Source organism: Sanguibacter sp. Z6_81 (assembly GCF_057180625.1).
The window spans coordinates 16,744-34,122 of sequence record NZ_JBXUFV010000007.1 but is presented as its reverse complement, the minus strand read 5'-3'; the positions used below and the strand labels follow the sequence as shown (position 1 = coordinate 34,122).

19 protein-coding genes and 1 tRNA gene are annotated in these 17,379 nt (G+C 70.6%); 12 read left to right on the top strand and 8 right to left on the bottom strand.

Annotated elements, in window-relative coordinates:
* Positions 1 to 606 (bottom strand): ion channel (locus AC2AXK_RS14405; RefSeq protein WP_484346089.1); only part of this gene is annotated, 606 nt, incomplete at its 3' end.
* Positions 607 to 870: 264 nt separating this feature from the next.
* On the opposite strand from AC2AXK_RS14405, the gene ureA reads away from it, so the two are divergent.
* The 8 genes from ureA to AC2AXK_RS14365 all read left to right on the top strand — a co-directional run bounded on the left by ureA (position 871) and on the right by AC2AXK_RS14365 (position 7,714).
* The gene (ureA, locus tag AC2AXK_RS14400) at positions 871 to 1,176 is read left to right on the top strand and encodes an urease subunit gamma (RefSeq protein ID WP_484346088.1); all 306 of its coding nucleotides are present in this window, start codon (positions 871 to 873) and stop codon (positions 1,174 to 1,176) included.
* Positions 1,177 to 1,197: 21 nt separating this feature from the next.
* A complete protein-coding gene (locus AC2AXK_RS14395; protein ID WP_484346087.1) occupies positions 1,198 to 2,073 on the top strand; it encodes a sirohydrochlorin chelatase in 876 nt (291 codons plus the stop codon).
* A gap of 19 nt (positions 2,074 to 2,092) precedes the next feature.
* Positions 2,093 to 2,512: an urease subunit beta gene (locus AC2AXK_RS14390; protein WP_484346086.1), complete on the top strand. Its 420-nt coding sequence runs from the start codon at positions 2,093 to 2,095 to the stop codon at positions 2,510 to 2,512.
* Entirely contained in the window at positions 2,512 to 4,236 is a 1,725-nt protein-coding gene (gene ureC, locus AC2AXK_RS14385) for an urease subunit alpha (RefSeq protein ID WP_484346085.1), read from the top strand. The genes AC2AXK_RS14390 and ureC overlap by 1 nt, the downstream gene beginning before the upstream one ends.
* Before the next feature lie 22 nt (positions 4,237 to 4,258).
* Positions 4,259 to 4,966, top strand: a complete 708-nt coding sequence (locus AC2AXK_RS14380; RefSeq protein WP_484346084.1) for an urease accessory protein UreF — start codon at positions 4,259 to 4,261, stop codon at positions 4,964 to 4,966.
* 62 nt (positions 4,967 to 5,028) lie between these two features.
* Positions 5,029 to 5,661 (top strand): urease accessory protein UreG, encoded by a 633-nt coding sequence (gene ureG, locus AC2AXK_RS14375; protein ID WP_484346083.1) that lies wholly within the window; start codon positions 5,029 to 5,031, stop codon positions 5,659 to 5,661.
* Positions 5,661 to 6,719: an urease accessory protein UreD gene (locus tag AC2AXK_RS14370; protein ID WP_484346082.1), complete on the top strand. Its 1,059-nt coding sequence runs from the start codon at positions 5,661 to 5,663 to the stop codon at positions 6,717 to 6,719. The genes ureG and AC2AXK_RS14370 overlap by 1 nt, the downstream gene beginning before the upstream one ends.
* 65 nt (positions 6,720 to 6,784) lie before the next feature.
* Positions 6,785 to 7,714, top strand: a complete 930-nt coding sequence (locus AC2AXK_RS14365) for an urea transporter (protein ID WP_484346081.1) — start codon at positions 6,785 to 6,787, stop codon at positions 7,712 to 7,714.
* Between the two features lie 322 nt (positions 7,715 to 8,036).
* Here the strand turns inward: AC2AXK_RS14365 and crcB are convergent, their stop codons facing one another.
* Positions 8,037 to 8,414: a fluoride efflux transporter CrcB gene (gene crcB, locus AC2AXK_RS14360; RefSeq protein WP_484346080.1), complete on the bottom strand. Its 378-nt coding sequence runs from the start codon at positions 8,412 to 8,414 to the stop codon at positions 8,037 to 8,039.
* Entirely contained in the window at positions 8,411 to 8,836 is a 426-nt protein-coding gene (locus AC2AXK_RS14355; RefSeq protein WP_484346079.1) for a fluoride efflux transporter FluC, read from the bottom strand. Before AC2AXK_RS14355 ends, crcB begins: the two co-directional genes overlap by 4 nt.
* Before the next feature lie 116 nt (positions 8,837 to 8,952).
* Between AC2AXK_RS14355 and AC2AXK_RS14350 the strand changes: the two genes are divergently transcribed.
* From AC2AXK_RS14350 to AC2AXK_RS14340, 3 genes are all read left to right on the top strand, one after another.
* Positions 8,953 to 9,025, top strand: a tRNA-Thr gene (locus AC2AXK_RS14350).
* Between the two features lie 136 nt (positions 9,026 to 9,161).
* On the top strand, positions 9,162 to 9,497 hold the full coding sequence (locus tag AC2AXK_RS14345) for a hypothetical protein (RefSeq protein WP_484346078.1): 336 nt from the start codon (positions 9,162 to 9,164) through the stop codon (positions 9,495 to 9,497).
* On the top strand, positions 9,494 to 10,771 hold the full coding sequence (locus tag AC2AXK_RS14340) for an MFS transporter (protein ID WP_484346077.1): 1,278 nt from the start codon (positions 9,494 to 9,496) through the stop codon (positions 10,769 to 10,771). The genes AC2AXK_RS14345 and AC2AXK_RS14340 overlap by 4 nt, the downstream gene beginning before the upstream one ends.
* Here AC2AXK_RS14340 and AC2AXK_RS14335 read toward each other — a convergent pair.
* Positions 10,768 to 11,757 (bottom strand): matrixin family metalloprotease, encoded by a 990-nt coding sequence (locus AC2AXK_RS14335; protein WP_484346076.1) that lies wholly within the window; start codon positions 11,755 to 11,757, stop codon positions 10,768 to 10,770. The genes AC2AXK_RS14340 and AC2AXK_RS14335 overlap by 4 nt on opposite strands.
* 64 nt (positions 11,758 to 11,821) lie before the next feature.
* On the opposite strand from AC2AXK_RS14335, the gene AC2AXK_RS14330 reads away from it, so the two are divergent.
* Positions 11,822 to 13,603, top strand: a complete 1,782-nt coding sequence (locus AC2AXK_RS14330) for a hypothetical protein (RefSeq protein WP_484346075.1) — start codon at positions 11,822 to 11,824, stop codon at positions 13,601 to 13,603.
* 30 nt (positions 13,604 to 13,633) lie between these two features.
* Here AC2AXK_RS14330 and AC2AXK_RS14325 read toward each other — a convergent pair whose 3' ends face one another.
* The 4 genes from AC2AXK_RS14325 to AC2AXK_RS14310 form a co-directional block, all read right to left on the bottom strand.
* Complete coding sequence (locus AC2AXK_RS14325) at positions 13,634 to 14,392, bottom strand: anti-sigma factor (protein ID WP_484346074.1); 759 nt, start codon at positions 14,390 to 14,392, stop codon at positions 13,634 to 13,636.
* Positions 14,392 to 14,988, bottom strand: a complete 597-nt coding sequence (sigK, locus tag AC2AXK_RS14320) for an ECF RNA polymerase sigma factor SigK (RefSeq protein WP_484346073.1) — start codon at positions 14,986 to 14,988, stop codon at positions 14,392 to 14,394. Before sigK ends, AC2AXK_RS14325 begins: the two co-directional genes overlap by 1 nt.
* 116 nt (positions 14,989 to 15,104) lie before the next feature.
* A complete protein-coding gene (locus tag AC2AXK_RS14315) occupies positions 15,105 to 16,424 on the bottom strand; it encodes a hypothetical protein (protein ID WP_484346072.1) in 1,320 nt (439 codons plus the stop codon).
* Between the two features lie 97 nt (positions 16,425 to 16,521).
* On the bottom strand, positions 16,522 to 17,364 hold the full coding sequence (locus AC2AXK_RS14310) for an SGNH/GDSL hydrolase family protein (RefSeq protein ID WP_484346071.1): 843 nt from the start codon (positions 17,362 to 17,364) through the stop codon (positions 16,522 to 16,524).
* Positions 17,365 to 17,379: the final 15 nt, after the last annotated feature.

The window sequence follows — 17,379 nt, the reverse complement described above, 5'->3', positions numbered from 1 at the left end:
CTGCAGCTGGGTGTCGAGGCCGGTGGGTTGTCCGTCGGGGAAGAAGGGTTCGAGGGTGGTGAGGGGGTCGGTGGCGCGGCGTCCGGTGGAGGAGAAGCGGGCGGACAGGGACCGCAGTGAGCTGATGACGTCGTAGACGCCGAGGAGGAAGGTGAGGATGAGGGAGACGAGGACGACGCCGGAGAGTGTCTCGGCGATGGACAGGGACCGGGTCCAGTCGGTGTTGGGTGTGATCTGGGAGGTGCCGACGGTGGAGAGCTGGGCGGCGCTGAGGTAGAGGGCGCTGTAGAGGCCCTGGTCGACGCCGTCGTAGAGGAAGTTCTGGTCGCGCATGTTGCCGTAGTAGATGAGGCCGAATCCGATGATGACGCCGCCGATCCAGGCGATGACGGTGGTCATGATCTGCAGGCCGGTGACTTGGCGCAGGCCTGCGGGGCGCCAGCGTCGGGGCAGGCGCCGGGTGATGGTGCGCAGCACGCGCCACTGCGCCGCGGCCAGGGGGCGGGCGATGAAACCGGACTCGTCGTAGTTCAACGCAGCGAGGAACACATCGAGCAACGTCGCGCCCAGGACGACGATTCCGAGAACCACCCAGATGGCTTCCACCCGGGAAGCCTAGCCCGCGGCGTGTGGGTATGGGTGAAATGTGCAGTGCGCGTCGGATCGCTGAACCGCCGACGTCGAGGCGCGGGATGCCCAGCTCGACCGCGTGACCAGCAACGACGCCCGCTTGTAGCCGGGTGCGAAGTGCCGGAGGGCGCCCGCGTCCTTCCTCGCGCAGTTTGAACGGTCTGCGCGTAACGTCGGAGATGACCCGGTCTGGGTTGGTTGTCACACTTCGGCGGACGCGCTCCCGGAAAGGCACATGAGATGAATCTGACCCCGAGAGAACTCGACAAGCTGGTCATCTACCAGGTGGCGGACCTCGCCCGGCGACGGCGCGACCGCGGCACGCTGCTCAACGTCGCCGAGGTCCAGGCGCTCGTCTCCGAGGCGATCATCGAGGCGGCACGCGACGGCAGGTCGGTCGCGGAGTGCATGGAGCTCGGCAAGCAGGTCGTCACGGAGAAGGAGTGCATGCCGGGTGTCCGCTCGCGCATGAGCCTGCTCCAGGTGGAGGCGACGTTCGCCGACGGCAGCAAGCTCGTCTCCTGCCACGACCCGGTCGGGGTCTGACGGATGAGCGGAGACGGCCCCATGTCGACCAGGGTCGTCCTGGTCGCCGGCCACGAGGCGGGCAGGCCCGAGGAGGACGCCCTCGCTGGCTACGCCGCCGAGCTGGCCGGTTCTGTGGTGACCGCCCCCGGGCGGCCGCTGCACAAGGCCGTCTCGTCCATCCTGCAGGACCCGACCTCGCGTGTGGTCGTCGTGCCCATGACGTTCGGTCGCAACCCCACCATGGTCGCCGACGTCGCCAAGACGTTGCAGTGGCTCGCCGGGCGTGACGGCCAGGGAAGGGTGAGCCTCGCGAGATCCTTCGGCACCCTCGACCACCTCACCGCATGGCTGCGGAAAGCGGCCAACGACGTGGCGGCCCGGGACCCCGGGGCGGCGGTCGTGATCGCGGCCCGTCGTGCCGACCCGTTCGACGACGCCGAGCTCCACCGCGTGGCGCACCTCGTGCGCACGCACGGTGCGGGCAACGAGGTCGCGGTCGCGTGCACGGACACCGACGCCGACGTCGCCAGCACCCTGGGGCGGCTCCGGCTGCTCGGGTGGGACAGGGCCGTCGTCGTCCCCGCCGGGTTCGCGCAGACCTTCGGCGCCCCGTTCGACGGCCCGCTCGCCGGAGCGCGGTTCTACGGACCGCTGATGTCCAGCAGAGCGGTACTCAAGGTCATCACCGACCGGGTGGCCGCGGCCGAGCACGACCTGTCCCACGGCCACGACGGGATCTCGGAGGGCCTCGAGGCGGACCACGGGCACGGGTACGCCCACTCCCACGCGTTCGAGCTGGACGACCACCCGGTCCAGCACAGCCATCCACATCCCCACAAGCACCCCCATCCGCACGACCCGGGCGCTGCACGGACCCACGCCGCGCCCACTGCTCGACTCACGCACGGTCATTGATCAGTGGAGGGAAGAACTCATGCTCGGAAGCCCGAAGTACGACCACAACAACGAAGAGATCGAGATCAACGCAGGGCGTGACACCGTGACCCTGCGCGTGAGCAACACCGGGGACCGTGCGGTCCAGGTCGGCTCACACTTCCACTTCTTCGAAGCCAACCGCGCGTTGCTGTTCGAACGTGAGAAGGCGTACGGCATGCACCTCGACCTGCCGGCCGGGACCGCGGTACGCATCGAGCCGGGTGACACCCGGGAGGTGACGCTCGTCGCCTACGGCGGGGCCCGTCACGTCGTCGGCTTCAACGGTCTCGTCAACGGCGGCCTCGACGCCCGGCAGACCAAGATCGACGCCCTCGCGCTGCTCAAGTCCCGCGGGTTCAACGACGGCACACCAGAGTCGGCACCCGCCGCACACACTGCTCAGAAGGGGAAGAACTGATGGCCATCATCTCGCGCAAGCAGTACACCGACCTGTTCGGGCCGACGCGAGGGGACAAGGTGCAGCTCGCGGACACCAACCTCGTGGTCGAGATCGAGAAGGACTACAGCGAGGGCTACTACGGGGACGAGGTCGTCTACGGCGGCGGCAAGACCGGCCGCGACGGCATGGCAGCCGACCCCTCCGCGACCGACGCGCAGGGAGTGCTCGACCTCGTGATCACGAACGCCATCATCCTCGACCCGATCCTCGGCGTGGTGAAGGGGGACATCGGCGTCAAGGACGGGCTGATCGTCGGGGTCGGCAAGTCCGGCAACCCCCACGTCCAGTCCGGTGTCGACCCCCGGCTCGTCGTCGGGCCCGGCACGGAGCTCCTGTCTGCGGAGCACCAGATCGTCACGGCCGGCGGCATCGACTCCCACGTCCACTTCATCTCGCCCCAGCAGGCCTACCATGCCCTGTCGGGGGGGATCACGACACTGTTCGGAGGCGGCACCGGCCCGACCGACGGGACCAACGGGGTGACCACGACGCCGGGCGTGTGGAACCTGCGGCGGATCTTCGAGGCTGCCGAAGACCTCCCGGTGAACACCGGGTTCCTCGGCAAGGGGAACTCGTCCCTGCCCGAGGCGCTCGTCGAGCAGGTCGAGGCCGGCGCAGCCGGTCTGAAGGTGCACGAGGACTACGGCACCACGCCCGCGGCACTGAGCTGCGCGCTCAGCGTGGCGGACCACTACGACATCCAGGTCTCCGTGCACACCGACTCGCTCAACGAGGCCGGATTCGTCGAGGACACGATCTCCGCGATCGACGGTCGCACCATCCACACCTTCCACACGGAGGGTGCCGGCGGTGGCCACGCGCCGGACATCATGAAGGTCGCGGGCTATCCCAACGTCCTCCCGTCCTCCACCAACCCCACGCTGCCCTACACCGTGAACTCGGTCGACGAGCTGCTCGACATGGTCATGGTCTGTCACCACCTGTCCCACGACATCCCCGAGGACGTCTCCTTCGCGGACTCCCGGGTCCGCGCCGAGACCATCTCGGCTGAGACGGTCCTGCACGACGTCGGCGCCATCTCGATGATCTCCTCGGACTCCCAGGCCATGGGACGCATCGGAGAGTCGTTCACCCGGACGTTCCAGGTGGCCCACCACAACAAGGACAAGCGGGGGAAGCTCGCCGAGGACGCCGAGGGCAACGACAACTTCCGGGTCCTGCGGTATCTCGCCAAGATCACCATCAACCCGGCCATCACGCAGGGTGTGTCCGACTACATCGGCTCGATCGAACCGGGGAAGCTCGCCGACCTCGTGGTCTGGCCCGTCGAGTCGTTCGCCGTGAAGCCGCGCTGCATCGTCAAGGGTGGTCTCATCAACTGGGGAGTCATGGGCGAGCCGAACGCCTCGCTGCCCACGCCGCAACCCGTCATGTATCGCCCGATGTTCGGATCGTTCGGCAAGGCGCAGCAGTCGACGCGGGTGACCTTCATGTCCCAGGCCGGGATCGACAAGGGGGTCCCGGAGCAGCTGGGACTCCAGAGCCAGGTGCTGCCCGTCAAGCGGTGCCGGGCGATCGGGAAGCAGCACATGGTCCGCAACGACTACGCGCCGGTCATCGAGGTCGACCCGGAGACCTATGTCGTCCACTACGACGGCGAGCGGGCGTCGATCGAGCCGGCGCAGACCTTGCCGCTGACCCAGCTCTTCTTCCTGGTCTGAGGCGGCCATGCAGGAGGGGTCCGTGGCAGGAGCGTCCGGCCCCGGCGACGTCCGGCAGCTGCTCGTCAGCCTGCAGCTCGCCGACTCGGCGTTCCCCAGCGGGTTCTACACGATGTCGCACGGGCTGGAGGGCTACAGCCAGGCGCACTGGGTGACACAGTCCGACGTCCAGGGGCTCCTGACCGACCTGCTGACGCACTCGGTGGGACCGGGGGACGCGACGGCGCTGGCGAGGGCGCACGACGCGGCGAGCGTCGGCGACTGGTCCGCCGTGCAGGAGATCGACCGGCGGCTGTTCGCCTCGAAGCTCAGCACCGAGATGCGCAAGGCGTCCGTGCGCAGCGGGCACCAGGTGTGCGATCTCGCGCTCGAGGTGCTCGGCGGTGACGGGCTTGCCGAGTACGCCCGTCAGGTGCGGGAGAGGGTGACCCCGGGGTGCCAGGCCGTCGCGAGCGCAGTCGCGTTCGCGACGGCCGGGGTCGAGGTGCACCGAGCGGTGGCCAGCGACCTGTTCGCCTTCTCCGCCAGCTTCGTGGGCGCCGCGCTGCGCCTGAGGCTCACCGACCACCGCCACGCCCAGGTGGTGCTCAACGGTGTGGCGCCGGTCATCCAGGACGTCACCGACAGTGCTGTCACGCGGGACCTCGAGGACATGGGTGGGTGCGTGCCCGTGGCGGACATCATGTCCGCCCGGCATGAACGTGCCGAGGCCCGACTCTTCGCCAGCTGAGCGGCTCCGCCCCACCGGGCACCGCTGGACACGAACGAGCGCGAAACGACGAAAGGTAGACCATGAGCAACGACGTACTGCGAATCGGCATCGGCGGCCCGGTCGGGTCCGGGAAGACAGCCCTGACGGAGGCGCTGGTGCCGATCCTCATCCGGGAGGGCCGTACCCCCGGGGTCATCACCAACGACATCTACACGCAGGAGGACGCCCACCACGTCCGCCGGGAGCTGGCGGGGATCCTCGACCCGGAGAAGGTCGTGGGGGTCGAGACCGGCGCGTGCCCGCACACCGCGGTGCGCGACGACCCGACGATGAACCTCGCTGCCGGCGCCGAGATGCTCGAGCGGTTCCCCGACATCGACACCCTCATCTACGAGTCGGGTGGCGACAACCTCACGCTGACGTTCTCCCCGTCGCTCGCCGACGTGTTCGTCTTCGTGCTCGACACCTCCGAGGGCGAGAAGATGCCGCGCAAGCGGGGCCCGGGGATCACGGAGTCGGACATCCTCGTCATCAACAAGATCGACATCGCGCAGTACGTGCGCACGAACCTCGACGTCATGGAGAGCGACGCCCACCGCGTGCGGGACGACAAGCCCGTGGTGCTCACCAACTCGCTCTCGGGCGAGGGGCTCGAGGAGCTGCACGACGCGATCATGTCGCACTGGCGGACCACGCAGTCCGAGCTCGTCTGATGAGTGCTGTCGCGGTGGGCCGCGCCGGGAGCCCGGCCGGGGAGGTCGTCGACGAGGCCGCCAGGACAGAGCCACCAGCCGCGACAGCGGGGTCGGCAGACGGGCCGGCGCCGCAGCGCGCGTACGGGGGGTACCGTCTGCAGCCCGCCCACTACGAGCCGGCCCGCGTCCCGCCGGAGGTCGCCAGGTTCTCCCGGACCATGGACGCCCTGCCGGTCGGGAGCCCGGGCAAGGTCGGCGTGATCGAGCTGGGGTTCGAGCTGTGCGACGACCAGACGCAGCTCGTCCACCACTACCAGAAGTCGCCGCTGCAGATCATGCGGCCCCTGTACTACGACCCGCTGCGGCCGGACATGCCGTTCACGTCGCTCATGTCCACCGGTGGCGGGGTCCTCCAGGGTGACCGCCTGCGCACGGACCTGGAGTTCGGGCCGCGCTCCAGCGCGCACGTGAGCACTCAGACCCACGCGAAGTACTACCGCATGGAGCAGGACTACGCGGCGGTGACCGTCAACCTCACCCTCGGGTCCGGCGCGTACGTCGAGTACCTGCCCGACCCGGCGATCCCGTTCGCGGACTCCCGGACGTACCAGCACACGCGCGCCTGGGTCGATGAGTCCGCGACGCTCATCGCGTCGGACGCGGTGTACTCGGGGCGCCTCGCGCACGGCGAACGTCACCGGTACGAGATCTTCGCGTCTGACTTCGAGGTGCGCCGGTCCCGCGGTGATCTCGTCGTCCTCGACCGGGTCCGCCTGCACCGTGACGGCGCGGACGGTCTGGGTGTGCTCGCGGGCCGGGACGTCCTGAGCACGCTGTATGTCATCACGCCCCTGCGACCTGCGAAGGAGGTTGCGGACCACGTCTATGGGGCAGTCCGCGACGTGGCGGGGGAGGACGTGCTCCTCGGTGCGAGCGTGCTGCCGTACGACTGCGGCATGTCGCTGCGGATCGTCGGCGACGACCCGATCGCGGTCGCCAGCGTCAGTGCTGCCGCGTGGAGCGCAGCTCACGCCCTGCTCACCGGGCAGGTCGCCCCTCGGATCCGCCGGAACTGACCACACCCACGCAGCGGGGCGGGCACGAGCTCGCCGCGACCATGACGGGAACGGAGGGATGTGCCATGACAGGGACACGACCATCACGACGGGGAGAGCTGGACGCAACAGTCCGCTGGGTCCCCGCGCTGGGCGACGGGATCGCGCAGATCTTCTTCCAGCCCGTCGCCTGGACGGGCCTCGCGATCCTCGTGGGGTTCGTCGTCGCCGACTGGAGGATGGCGCTCCTCGTCCTCATCGGCACCATCTGCTCGACGGTCACAGGGTTCCTCCTGGGCGTCGCTCCCAAGGACATCCAGGCGGGCCTCCAGGGATTCTGCGGCGCGCTCGTCGGCGCTGCCGTGTTCGCGGCGCTCGGCGGACAGTGGGCGGCCTACCCGATCGCCGCGGTCGCGGCCGCGCTGACCGCCCCGGTGTCGCTCGCCGTGATGTGGTTGTTCGCTCGCCCAGCCCTCAAGCCGTTCAACCTGCCGTCGACGACCGCACCGTTCGTCATCGTCGCCGGGATCATGTACGCCGTGACGACCTCGCTGCACGTCGCGTCGCCGTCGGTCGTGGTCAAGGAGGACGCCACCAACGCCTTCCTCAAGTCGATCCTCACGAACATCTCGGAGGTCGTCCTCGTCAACAGCGTCTGGACCGGCGCCCTCATCCTCATCGGGCTGTTCATCGCCAGCTGGAAGGTTGGTGTCGCTGCGCTGCTCGGCAGCGTCGTGGGGAGCCTGTGCGCCCTGGCGCTCGGCGAGGAGCTCACCGGTGTGAGCAGCGGGCTCGAGGGGTACTCGGGAGTCCTCACCGCCATCGCGCTCGCGGCCGTGTTCCTCAAGGGGACGTGGGAACCGTGGGTCTTGGCGGTGATCGGCGCAGCCCTCACAGCGCTCGTCACCGTCTGGATGCACCACCTCCCGGGCCCAGTCTACACGTGGCCGTACATCCTCACCACGTGGGTGCTCCTCGTCGTCGTCCACTTCGTGCCACGCCTCCAGCGGGCCTAACGCGCCAGCGCGTGGCCGGGCGGGCGGTGCGGGTGGGCCGCGGGCGGCGGATGCGGGCACGATGCAGGCCCGGCCACGGCACACGCCCTGGCCGGGCCTGCTGCTGGTGCGAGCGAGCGGGGACCCCGGTCCCGCTCGTCGCTCAGTGGCCTGGTGGCGCCGGGCAGCGGCCAGGACGAGGCCGCCCACCGTGACGGTGCTCGCGGAGCCCGCTCCGGCGGGGGCACGCCCGGCGCTCGTGGACCCCGCTCCGGCGGGGGCATGCCCGGCGAGGACGAGCGACTCGAGGGCTCGTCCGGTGACCGTCACGACCCGACGACCCCTAGACCTGCTTCCCGATCCAGAGGCCGAGCCCGGCGACCGCGATGCAGGCCACGAGCATCCCGACGCTGGAGAGGAGCGCGAACCCGTACTGGTGCTTCTTGACGAGCTGGACGGTCTCGTAGCTCGCGGTGCTGAAGGTCGTGTACCCGCCGAGCAGACCTGTCCCGAGGATGACGGAGGCGTGCGCGGAGAGGAGGTCACCGTCCGTCAGGCCGGTGAGGAACCCGAGCACGATCGAGCCGGAGACGTTGATGATGAACGTGGCCCACTGGAAACCCGTGGTGATCCGCGCGCGGAGGAAACCGTCAACGAGGTACCGCAGCCCGGCGCCGACGCCGCCGGCGAGGGCGAGCAGGAGAAAGACGAGCGGGGTCATCGGCTGGTCCCTCCGGTCGCACCGCGACGCTCGTTGACCCGTGACGCCGCGACGATGCCGACGAACGTGCAGCAGGCTCCCACGACGAGTGTGCCCAGGGCGTAGAGCACCCCCACCCCCCAGCGGTCGTCCGAGAAGAGGACGGCGGAATCGGTGGCCAGGGAGCTGTACGTCGTGAAACCACCGCAGAACCCGGTGCCGAGCAAGAGCTTGAGCCTCGCGGCCTTCGGACTCCCCGGGCCGAGCCGGGTGAGGGCCTCGTAGAGGTACCCCAGGGCGAACGCTCCGAGCAGGTTGACGAGGACGATGACGACCGGGACCCCGTCCGCGTTCGGGACGACGAGAACCGCGAGCTCACGGGTGCCGGCGCCTACAGCGCCGCCCAGGGCGACGAGCGCCAACGCCCCCCACTTTGTGTCCATCTTACGACCATATGCGCCTGTTCGCCGCCTCGCAATCGGACGGGAAGGGGCAGCCGGAGCCCGCACGGGGTGAGAACTGCGGGTAGGCTCTTCGCCGCACGCCTTGCGACGTGCGCGCCGCCTTAGCTCAGCTGGTAGAGCATTCGCCTTGTAAGCGAAAGGTCGTCGGTTCGAACCCGACAGGCGGCTCTAGAGGTCCGGCGCACACGTGCCTGCTCCGAGCGCCGCGAGGCCCGTGAGGTCGCTGGCCTGGGCTCTCCCTGCCGATACTGTGACGCGTGGACAGGTTCGGGGAGGGAAGCACGTCGATGATGGTGCTACGAAGATGACCCACTCGACTCCACGGTCTGAGCTCGTCGGCTCGATCCAGGTCCGGCTGGCGGCGAGGAGCGTCGCGGACCTGCCAGCTCTGCCCCTCGACGCGACGCTCGAGGTCGTGCCGCTGTCTGGACCGAAGGACCGGATCGTCAGTGACTGGGTCACGCTGCGTCCCCCGGTGCAGGACTACCTCCGGGCGCTCGCGCTCCGTGCGGCACGTGTGGATGTGCTGGGCTCCTACGCCGAGCGGTTCACTGCTGAGGACCGCAACGATCGCGTCGACCACACCCGTGTCCGTATCGTCAAGGAGTGTCGCCGACACGCGTACGAGCGGGAGTCGTGACCGAGACCGAGCCTCCACCGCAGGTCAGCACAGCAGCCCTGCTCACGAGGAGGCCGGGCAACTACTACCTCATCGGTAGCCTCTTCTCATCGTTCGGCGACGCGCTCATCCCCCTGGCCCTGGGATTCGCGATCCTGGAGCTCACGGGCTCTGTCGCGGCATTCGGGATCGCGCTGGCCTCCGCGCGGCTGCCGCAGCTGATCTTCGTCATCGTCGGCGGCGTCGCCGGCGACAGGTTCGACGCCAGGTCGGTCGTCCTGTGGACCACCATGACCGCTGCGCTGCTGAACCTTGCTTCGGGGGTCTGCCTGCTGGTCGTCCCGGCTGGTCCTGCTGTGATCGCTCTGGTCGCGATCCAGATCCTCGCGGGCTGCGTCAGCGTCTCCGGGGCGCCCGCGGCCGGAAGGCTGCTTGTCGAGATCTACGACGACGGAGGGGAGCGGGATGCCGCGGTAGCGTTCTTCGGGATCACCCGCTCGGCGATCCTGATCGCAGCCCAGGGCGCGAGCGGGCTGTTCGTGTTCCTCGGCTCCCCGGCGGCCTGCTTCTTCATCAACACCGCGACCTTCGTCGTGTTCGCCGTCTCACTGCGGTTCGTTCGTGCCCGTGCTGAGAATGGCGAGCCGCCGACGGTCCGCGAGACCTTCCTCGAGAAATTCTCGTCGGGAATTCGTGCGGTGGCCGAGGATCGGCAGTTCTCGTGGGCCCTGTGCAACATCGTGGTGTGCTGGCTCCTGATGATCCAGCCGTTCTTGGTGCTCGCTCCCGCTGTGCTGTACGAGGTCACGGGCGACACAGCGTCGCTGGCGTGGGGAATGGTCGGAGCGGCGATCGCGGTGGGAGGCGTCCTCGGAGGGATCGTCTCCGGACGCATCAAGCCCCGCGACCGGTTGACGGCCGTCGTTCTCCTCGCTCTGGCTGACGCGCCCGTCATGCTCGTGCTTGCGTTCAGTCCCGAGTCTCCTCTGCTCTATCCCCTTGCACTCGTCACGGGGGTTCAGAGCACGATCGCGCGTGTGTGGTTGAGTCAAGAGATGTATCGGCGGTTCAGCGTCGAGATGACGAGCCGCGTTCAGTCCCTCATTCTTGCCGCGTGGCTCTTCCCGGCGCTGGTGTCGTCCCTCCTGTCCCCGGTCCTGGCGACGTCCTTCGGCACAAGAGAAACGATTCTCGGCCTTCTCCTGGTGTTCATCGTGGTGAACGTCTGGATTGCGCTTCGAGTCCTGAGAAGCTCCCGGAGTGATCGCGCTCGAAAAGTCACGTCCGTGGACTAGAGGTCCGGAGCGCAGGTCCCGGTCCCGAGGGCGGCGAGCCCCGTGAGGTCGCCGACCTGGAACGACGTGACGATCCCGGTGGTCGGGTACATGAGCTGTGTCGCGTCGTCCACGTGGTCGAGCCCCGCGAGGTGCCCGACCTCGTGCAGCAGCACCGGGACGTAGCCCGGGACGGACCCGACGGGCGGCACGTCCAGGCTCGCGGTGTCGAGCACGACCGAACCGGACACCGCGTGGACCTGCCCGCTCGGGCCGTACGCCGAGAAGCCCCCGATCCCGACGACGTCGCCAGCGAGGTCGGGCAGGACCGACTCGTCGCTGAAGGCGAAGAGCACCGGCGCCCACCGGTCGCCGTACCGGTCGGGCTGGAAGGCGGCCCGTTCCGCCGTGGGGACCTCGGTGGTGGTCCCGTCCGCGACGACCCTCAGGCCCGTCGCCGCTGCCAGCTGCCCCATGGCTGTGGCGACCTCGTCGGCGAAGCCGGCAGGTGCACCAGCCGGGTTGACGACGTAGTGCACCGGACGGCACGGCGACCACGTGACCGGCGCGTCGGTCGCGGCAGCACCGGGCTGCGTCTGCGCGAACGCATGGCTGGCGCTGCGCACGAGGAGGACGGGAGCCGGATCGAGGCGGTCCTCCGCCTCTTCGACGCCGGGCACAGGTGCGTCCCGGTCCTCTGGCGCGACGATCTGTGCCCACGCAGCGCCCCCCGGGGACCATCCGGAGGTGGACGCGAGATCGGGGAGCTGGTCGGCGAGAGCGACGAGGCGGTCCGGGCCGTGCTCCGCGACCTCCAGGACGAGACCGACGCCGATGACGGCGACGAGGAGGACCCCGAGCGAAGGTCGCCGCCGCCGCCGACGCCGTCCGGACGGCGCGGCTCGCCACGTCGTGGACGGTGCCGGACGCCCGGCGTGCTCGTCGCGGACCCACTCGGGGACCCGGCCGCTCGGCGCGCGGGGGAGGTCGGTGGGTGGTCCAGGCATACCCCCGTATCGGCCGGACCCGGCACGAGCATGAGCCCGGGGCCGGGTGGTCTAGCGTTGTCCGGTGACTCGATTCAAGCGCACTGCCGTACCCGTTGCCCTCGCCCTGCTCTCCGCACTCACCGTCGCCGCGTGCTCGCCCGAGACCGGCGCGACCGCCGAGCCGACGACCGCGGCGGGGAGCGAGGCGACAGAAGGGTCACCACTGGTCGACCTCGTGACGACGAGTCCTGCGGACGGTCTGACGGTCGTCGCCGGCCCGTCCGACGCCGAGGCAGCGCTGAGCACGAGCCAGACGCTCTTCGCGACGACCCCGGTCGCGGTCGTCGCGCCGAGCGGCGACATGGCCGCGCAGGAGCTCGCCGCCCGCGCTGCGATCGGACTGGGCGTGCCGCTCCTGCTCGCCCCTCCTGCGGCACCCACGGACGCGAGCCCTGACGCAGTGACCGACCCGGCAGACGACGTGCCCGCAGAAGACGCGCCCGCAGACGCGCCGACCGACGCCGCGGCGGATCTGCCGATCGACCCCGACCAGGCGGCGCTCGCTGCCGAGCTCGACCGGCTCGGCGTCGCGACCACGCTGGTCGTCGGGTCCGTGGCGCCGCTCGTCGGCGAGGACGACGACAGCGCGGGGCGCACCACCGTGCGGGTCGAGGCGACACCCGATGCGCTCTCCGCCCTCACGGGCCTCACCCTCGCCGCAACCGGCGGCGACCCCGCGGCGTTCACGTCCTCGGTCGCGGCCTATGCGCCACCAGCGGGCACCGCGGTCGCCGGCGGTGAGCTGCCGACGACGGTGCCCGCGGTCGCCCTCACGGACGTCGTCGTCCTCGCCGTGGACGGGCCGGAACAGCTCGCCGCAGTAGCCACGGCGCGTTCCGCAGGCCTCGGGGTCCTGCTCGTACCTGCCGCGGACCCCGACCCGCAGGCCCACGCGAGCGTCATCGAGGCCCTGCATGCCACGACCGCGCCGAAGACGCTCGCCATCGGCGCCGGGCTCGCCGCCCAGGGTGCGCTCGACTGGAAGGTGCGCGCAGCCCGTGGTGGTTTCCAGCTGCCGGGGGGCGGTCAGCGCATGTTCCCGACGCACCAGTTCGTCGCGATCTACGGCTCCCCGGCCACCGGGGCGCTCGGTGTGCTCGGCGAGCAGCCTGCGGCACAGGCGGTGCAGCGCGCCAAGGACGTCGCCGCCCCCTACGCCGGTCTGAGCGACAAGACGGTCGTCCCGATGTTCGAGATCATCACGACCGTGGCCGCCGCCGGGGCAGGCCCCGACGGCAACTACTCCAACGAGCAGCCGGTCGAGTCGATCCGGCCGTGGATCGACGAAGCCGCGGCGGCGGGCCTCTACGTCGTCATCGACCTGCAACCAGGGCGCTCCGACTTCCTCAGCCAGGCCAAGCTCTACGAGGAGCTCCTCAAGCTCCCCAACGTCGGCCTGGCCCTGGACCCGGAGTGGCGTCTGACGCCCGACCAGGTGCCGCTCGGGCAGATCGGGTCCGTGAGCGCAGCGGAGGTCAACGAGGTGGTGCAGTGGCTCGCCGACCTCACCAACGCCGGCTCCCTGCCCCCCAAGATGCTCGTCCTGCACCAGTTCCAGCTGCGGATGCTCGCCGACCGCGCGTCGATCACCACCGACCGACCCGAGCTCGCCGTCGTCATCCACGCCGACGGGCAGGGTGGTCAGGGCGCGAAGCAGTCCACGTGGAACACCCTGCGCGAGGGCGCGCCCGCAGGGGTGGCCTGGGGGTGGAAGAACTTCTACGACGAGGACCTGCCGATGCTCACGCCGGAGCAGACCGTCCACGGCGTCTCCCCGGTCCCGGACCTCGTGACGTACCAGTAGGTCCTGCGACGCCGCGGACCGCCCCGGCGGTCAGGTGGTCGCGAGCGCGACGATCGGCGCTCCCGACGGGACGGTCGAGCCGCCCTCGGGCTCGACCGTCACCGCGAGCAGGCTCCCGGCGGGGACATCGGGTACCTGGACGGTCGTCGCACCGTCGTCGAGCCTGAGCACGCCGCGCGAGGTGGGAGCGTCGTCCTCGATGACCCACAGCTGGTAGTCACGGTCGTCGAGCGTGGGGAGGTCGCTCGCTGCGAAGACGGCAGCGTCGTCCGTGACGACGGCGACGGCCTGCCCCCCTCCCTCGACCTCCGAGCTCACGAGGGTGGCACCCGGCCGGGCGAGCGCGTCCGCGATCGCCTCGACCTGCTGCTCCGCCCGCTGGGCGCGGTCCGCCTGCTGGAGCGCGAGCCCGCCGGGCACCGCGGCGGCGATCGCGATCGCGGCCGCGGTCGCCCACCAGCGGGGGGCGGTGCGTCCTCGCCGGGGGGCACGGTCGGTCGAGCTCGACTCCGGTGTCGCGCTCGCGGCCGCGCCCCGGGTGGTCTGGCCGGGCACAGCGGTGGCCTGCGGTGTCTGGCTGACGCGCGCGAGCACGTCCTCACGCACATGGGCGGGGGCCGCGACCGCGCCGCTCGCCGCGAGCACGGCGACGGTCTCCTGCAGGGCGCGCGCCTGCGCCGCGAGACCGGGGTCGGCGCGCAGTGCCCGCTCGACGCCGGCCCGCTCGACGTCGTCGAGGGCGTCCAGCGCCCAGGCGCCGAGGAGATCGCGTGCGGTCTGCTCGTCCATCAGGCCACCCCCAGGCACAGTCGCAGGCGTTCGAGTCCGTCGCGGATGCGGGACTTCACGGTCGGGAGGGGCGCTCCGCTGTCGTGCGCGACCTCACGGTACGTGCGACCGGTGTAGTACGCGCTGACGACGGCCTCCCGCTGGAGGTCGGTGAGCGAATCCAGGCACCCCGCCACCCGGTCACGTTCCATCGCCTGCTCGACCGACTCCGCGACGTGGTCGTACGGGCGGTCGTAGTCGCGGACGGCCACGAGGTCGTCGCGGTTGCGTTGAGCCTGCACCGAACGGACGCGGTCGACAGCCCGGCGATGGGCCATCGTGGCGATCCAGGCCGTCGCGCTCCCGCGCACGGGATCGAAGGACCCGGCCGTGCGCCACACCTCGAGCATGACGTCCTGGGTGAGCTCTGCTGCGAGACCGGGATCGCGCAGCACCCGGACCCCGATGCCGTGCACGAGCGGGGAGACCTCGTCGTACAGCGCCGCGAATGCCGGCTGGTCTCCCGTCCCGACCCGCGTCATGAGCGCGGCGAGACGTTCCGGACGCCTGACGGCACCGCCCGCGGCGCTCTGGGGGGCATGCTCCGGCACCGTCACCCTGTCATCCTCGCAGGACCGGCCGCACCCCGCCCCACGGCCGGGTGGCCGAGGGGCGGGGTGCGGCCGTGCGCACGGCGGCCTCGCCGTCGTGCGCACGGCCGCCGTGCGGCGGATCAGCCCTGCTGCACGAGCGCCATGTTGAGCGAGTCGATCGCTCCGGCCAACGTCTGGACGTGCATCCCGAGGCCCTCGGCGATCGCGTCGGCCGGCAGCTCGCCGTTCGAGATCTCGTCGAAGAACTCGCCCGCGGTGGGCCGGTACTCGTCGAGCTCCATGAGCGCCGTCTCGGCAGCCGTCGTGTCGTTCGCTGCGACCGCACCCGCGTAGTCGACGAAGTAGCCGATGTGCTCGCGCCACAGCTCGAGGAACGCCGTGCCCTGGTCCGCGCCGGCGAGCGACCCGATGGCCTCGGACAGTGCGACGGAGTTCCCGTCGAGGACGCCGGCGGCGGCGGTGAAGGCCGGGGAGGTCGTCCCGCCGTCGGTCGTGTACGCCGTGAACACCGCGGTGCCCGCGAGGTACACGTGCTCCTGCAGGTTGGCCGTGAGCGCCGAGCGCAGGGCTGACGCCTCGTCGTTCGGGTCGCCCTCGAGGTCCGCTGCGGTGTCGAGGCCGGTGGCGATGACGCCGGCGCCCTGCGCCACGTGGTCTGCCGCCGCCTGCAGCGACGCGTACGCGTCCGGGCTGCCCGCTGCCATCTGGTCGATCGCCGTGCTCAGGGTGGTGATGTGCATCTCGAGCGTCGAGGCGACGTCCGCCGCCGGGAGCGCGCCAGCGCTCACCTCTTCGAAGAAGGCACCGGCATCCGTGGTGTACCCGAGCAGGCTGGTCGTCGCGGCCTGTGCAGCCGCGGTGTCACCGGTCTTCATGGCGACGGCGTAGTCGACGAAGAAGCCGACGTGCGAGCGCCACAGCTCGAGGAACGCCGCTTCCTGCTCCGGTGTCGAGAGGGCACCGACCGCCTCGGAGAGGGCGACGGAGTTCATGTCGAGCGTCGCGGCCGCAGCGGCGAACTCGGGGGAGTCGGGCGCGGTGGCGTACGCGGTGCCCACGGCCATCCCGGCGAGGTAGACGTGCTCCTGCAGCAGCGAGGTGAGCCCGGCACGGAGGTCCGCCGCGGGGGAGTCCACCTGGCCCGGGAGGTCGAGCGCCGTGACGAACCCACCCGCTAGCGTCGCCGCGGTCTGCGGCATGTGCTGCGCTGCGGTCCGAGCGTCCGCGAACGGGTCGCCCGTGCTCACCGGCATGACGGCGGACATCTCGTCGCCCCCCATGTCCATCTCCATGTCCTCGTCCATGGGCGTCTCGCTCTGGGTCGTGGTCGGGGCCACGGAGTCGTCCGGGTCGCTGCTGCACGCCGCCAGGCCGAAGCTCAGAGCGAGGACCGCGGCGAAGGCAGCAGTGGGCCGGATGAGGGGAAGTGACGTGCGCATGATGTGCTCCAGACGTGTGACGTGCGTGCTCTGTCACGGGAGGTTCGGAGCGGTGCGCCGACCGGATGGGTCGGACGAGAAGTTTTTCTCGCCGCGCTCAGGCGTAGGGCGCGAGCTGCGGGTACTTGGGGCTCAGGGAGTCCCCGGACGACACCCGGCGCAGGCGTCGGGCAGCCCACGGCGCGACGTGCTGGCGCAACCAGATCGCGTTGTCCCGGGCCCACTCGATGCGCGGGACCGGTGGCAGGGGCGTGAGGGGGTCGTCCCATCTCTCGTCCTCGGTCGGCTGCCCGAGACCGACGAGCGCGGCCTGAGTGACCCGGCGGTGCCCCTCGGTCGTCAGGTGGATACGGTCGGCTGCCCACATCCGCGCGTCGTGGAGCGCGCGCATCCCCCACAGGTCGAGGACGTGTGCGTCCTGCCGCCGGGCCATCGCCCAGATGTGGGCGTTGAAGATGCCTACGCGTCCGCGGGTCATGCTCACGAGAGGGCTGTCGCCCGTGTCGAACCCGGTCGCGAGGAGCACGTCCGCTCCCGTGGCCCGGATGCGTGCGACGGCGTCCTCGAGGTCTGCGACGAGCCGCTCGATGTCGATCGCGGGTCGCAGGATGTCGTTCCCGCCACCGACGAGGCTCACGAGGTCGGGCTGCATGTCGAGTGCGACCGGGAGCTGCTCGGCGATGATCGGTCGCAGCAGCCGCCCCCGGATGGCAAGGTTCGCGTACTGCAGCGGCTCCTGGCCCGCCCCGATCCGCCGGTGCGAGAGGGTCATCGCGAGGCGGTCGGCCCAGCCCCGGCACCGGGAGTCGTCCACCGGCTGGGGGTCCCACAGCCCTTCGGTGAACGAGTCACCGATCGCGACGTAGCTGCGCCAGGGCACGGGCGGCGCGAGCGTGGTGTCGGCCGGGGCGTCCTGGGCGGGGGAGGTCTCGTCGTCCATCCGTCCATTCTCACC